Genomic DNA, 3092 nt, shown 5'->3' on the forward strand with positions numbered 1-3092 from the left:
CAGGTGGTCCGGAAAATCTTCGACTGGGTTGGCCGTGAGCGGCTAACCATTGGTAAGGTTTGCCGGCGCTTATACCAGCAGAACTGCCCGACCTTTCAGGGAAGGCCGCTATGGAAACGCGGCACAGTCAGTCGGCTACTAAGAAACTCTGCGTACTGCGGCGAAGCTATATTTGGTAAGTCGCGCCCTGAGCCACGGCCACCTCGGCTGCGGCCAGTTCGTGGTGGTAGTGAGCATTCCAGGTGGCCACGCAAGCGGATGGATATTCCTGCTGCTGAGTGGATCCGCGTGCCAGTTCCACCGATTGTGGACTCTGCGATTTTCGACGCTGTCCAAGAGCAGCTACTCGAGAACCGTCGTCGGAGCCGTGAGCACGGGAATGGCGCTCGCTACTTACTGCAAGGCCTGCTGGTCTGCCAGCTATGCGGGTACGCCTACTGCGGTGCGCGCAACCATGTGCGCTCGCCAGGAGGCAAACACTACGAATACACCTACTACCGATGTGCCGGCAGCAGCGTTGATCGCGCCGATGGCCTGCGGGTATGTGCGAACATCCAGATTCGTACCGACGTTCTGGACGCGGCTGTGTGGCAGGAAGTCGAGAATGTCTTGCGTAACCCCGGGCGGATTGCAGCCGAGTACGAACGGCGCCTTGAAGTTGCGCGACGCACTGACGCCAATGGCCTCAATCTCTCGGTCATTGAAACGCAGCTCTCCAAACTGCGCCGCGGCATGGGACGTCTCATAGACAGCTACGCCGAAGGCTTGATCGAACGCACGGAGTTCGAGCCGCGGATCGCTGGTTTCAGACAGCGGATCCAAGCTTGGGAAATGCAAGCGAGAGCTTTGCAGGACGAGGCAGCGCAACAGCACACCTTGTCACTCTTGTTGGGTCGACTGGAAGAATTTGCACACTGCGTGCACGAGCGGATGTCCGACATGGACTGGCACAAGCGCCGCGAGTTGATCCGCCTCGTGGTGAAGCGCGTGGAGATCGACCGCGAAGACATCAATGTGGTTCTGCGTATCAATCCGCCACCGCGGCCCGAAACGCCCGAAGGCGGTTCATTTGTGCAGGATTGTCGCGGGCGTGGACGCGGGTCAGCGACGACAACTCCTACGCCGAGGCGCTGTTCCGCACCGCCAAGTACCGCCCTGACTTCCCCGTCGCGGGCTTTGCCGACCTCGCCAAGGCGCGGCAGTGGGCCGCAGCCTTCGTGCACTGGTACAACCACGAGCACCGCCACAGCGGCATCCGCTACGTCACCCCGGCTGAGCGCCACGCCGGCGGGGACCGCCCCATCCTGGCCGCCCGCCACGCCTTGTATCAGCAGGCGCGCGAGGCCAATCCGCGGCGTTGGAGCGGGCCGACCCGCAACTGGACGCCGATCGGCGCCGTCACCCTCAATCCCGAGCGCGACAGCGTCGTCGCAGTCGCCAGCCAAACCCTGCTTTCCAGTTCGACTGGCGAGCCTGCTTTCCCGCCCCGACCTGGCGGCCCCGCGGCCACGGCGCGCAGCGGCGGCGATGAGAGGAGCGCAGCCACCCGTAGCCACGCGCAGCGCAGCGAGCATGGCGAGGCTGGCGAGCACCGCACCTTCGCCGCCGCGAGCACCGTGGCAGCCTCACCCGCCGTCGAAGGCCATCGCCCGACACGCGTCAGATAGGAGACCCCGTTACGAGATCAGCGCGGCAACTCGCTTGACACTCACCGGGTAGTCGAGGGCGAGGCGGGCGGCGTCCTGGATCGCCCCCGCATCCATGATTCGCTCGCTGTCTCGCATGGCCCGCAGCGGCAGGCCTTCCAGCGCGGCGGCGAGGTGCCAGGGGTCGATCAGGTGCCCGTCTGCCGCGGCCTGGCGCCGGGCCGCATCCAGGCGGCTCCGGTGCAGCAGGGCCGGCAACAGCGGATGCAGGGCGGTGGCGGCATCGAGCCGCGCGACCGCCGCGCTGGCCAGGGCAAGGGCCGCCAGCAGGGCCGGGTCCCCGAGATGCGGGGGCGTGTCAGCCCGCCTGCTCGATGCCAGCGACACCGGTGAGCCCCCCTCCCCTCGGAATCGGTGTGATTTACTCTATTCAGCGTTTCACTTCAAACTCTCGCTTATTTTCTGGCCAAGGGGCAACCCGAGTGGTTCCCGCACGGCGTTGTAGGTCGTGTCGAGGCCCCCGGCATGCCGTCGCGGCCGTCAACAGGCCTGGAAGCGCGTCGCACCGGCGCCTGAACGCCGGTCGCGGGGAGCCCGGAATGCCGCCCTGCACGCGGCAGAATGCCGATCCGACAAGGGCTTGTGCCTCGGCCTGCCGGGGGGGCCGGCGCCGCCCGGCAGGCAGCCTGGGCTGGCCGCCGGAGGCTGGCGCGGGCTCTTGATGCGCCTGCAAAGGACCGGATGCGCGCGACTTGCAAGATTTGACAAGGCCCAGGACAGGCGGTTCCCTCGGCCGCGTCGATCCTCAATCGTGAGATCCACCCTCACCCTGGCCGCCGCTGGCCGGGGCGCAGCAGGACAAGGGAGCCCCGGCATGGCGCTGGTCGGCTACGCGCGCGTCAGCACCGAGGACCAGGCGACGCGGCGCCAGCTCGATGAGCTGCGCGCCGCCGGCTGCCGCGACGTGGCCGAGGAGCACGCCTCGGGCGGCGATCGCGACCGGCCCGTGCTCGCCCGCACCCTGGCCCGGCTGCGGCCTGGCGACACCCTGGTCGTGGTCTCGCTCGACCGCCTCGCCCGCTCGCTGTCGCACCTGCTGGAGGTGATCGAGGGCCTGCAGGCCCGCGGCGTGCACTTCCGCTCGCTCCGCGACCCGGTCGACACGGCCAGCCCGCAGGGCCTGTTCACCCTGCAGGTGCTCGGTGCGGCCGCCCAGCTCGAGCGCGCCCTGATCCGCGAGCGCACCCGCAGCGGCATGCGGGCCGCCGCGGCACGCGGCCGGCGGGCCGGTAACCCCGGCCTTCGCGCCGGCGATCCGGCCGCCATCCACCAGGTCACCGCTGCACGGCGGGCGGCCTGGCTGGAGGGCCTGGCCGCCGGCGCCGATGCCTGGCTGCCCGCCGTGCAGCGGCTGCGGGCCGAGGGCCGGCCCTGGGTAATTACCCA

The 3092-nt window shown here is 68.6% G+C and carries 3 protein-coding genes and 2 pseudogenes; 3 read left to right on the forward strand and 2 right to left on the reverse strand.

The window, feature by feature from the left end; all coding sequences use genetic code 11:
- Positions 1-3: 3 nt before the first annotated feature.
- Positions 4-540, forward strand: a pseudogene (locus tag Q7A36_RS41985) (recombinase family protein); the annotation flags it as partial.
- Here the strand turns inward: Q7A36_RS41985 and Q7A36_RS39085 are convergent.
- Positions 421-873 (reverse strand): hypothetical protein, encoded by a 453-nt coding sequence (locus tag Q7A36_RS39085; RefSeq protein ID WP_305109190.1) that lies wholly within the window; start codon positions 871-873, stop codon positions 421-423. The pseudogene Q7A36_RS41985 and the gene Q7A36_RS39085 overlap by 120 nt on opposite strands.
- Positions 874-1082: 209 nt before the next feature.
- On the opposite strand from Q7A36_RS39085, the pseudogene Q7A36_RS39090 reads away from it, so the two are divergent.
- Positions 1083-1421 (forward strand): annotated as a pseudogene (locus Q7A36_RS39090) (integrase core domain-containing protein); the annotation flags it as partial.
- A 255-nt stretch (positions 1422-1676) separates the two neighbouring features.
- On the opposite strand, the gene Q7A36_RS39095 reads toward Q7A36_RS39090, so the two are convergent.
- On the reverse strand, positions 1677-2033 hold the full coding sequence (locus tag Q7A36_RS39095; RefSeq protein WP_305109191.1) for a hypothetical protein: 357 nt from the start codon (positions 2031-2033) through the stop codon (positions 1677-1679).
- Between the two features lie 487 nt (positions 2034-2520).
- Between Q7A36_RS39095 and Q7A36_RS39100 the strand changes: the two genes are divergently transcribed.
- Positions 2521-3092: recombinase family protein (locus tag Q7A36_RS39100; RefSeq protein ID WP_305109192.1), on the forward strand; the 572-nt coding region annotated here is incomplete at its 3' end.

The organism is Paracraurococcus lichenis (assembly GCF_030657435.1).
Lineage (GTDB): Bacteria > Pseudomonadota > Alphaproteobacteria > Acetobacterales > Acetobacteraceae > Paracraurococcus > Paracraurococcus lichenis.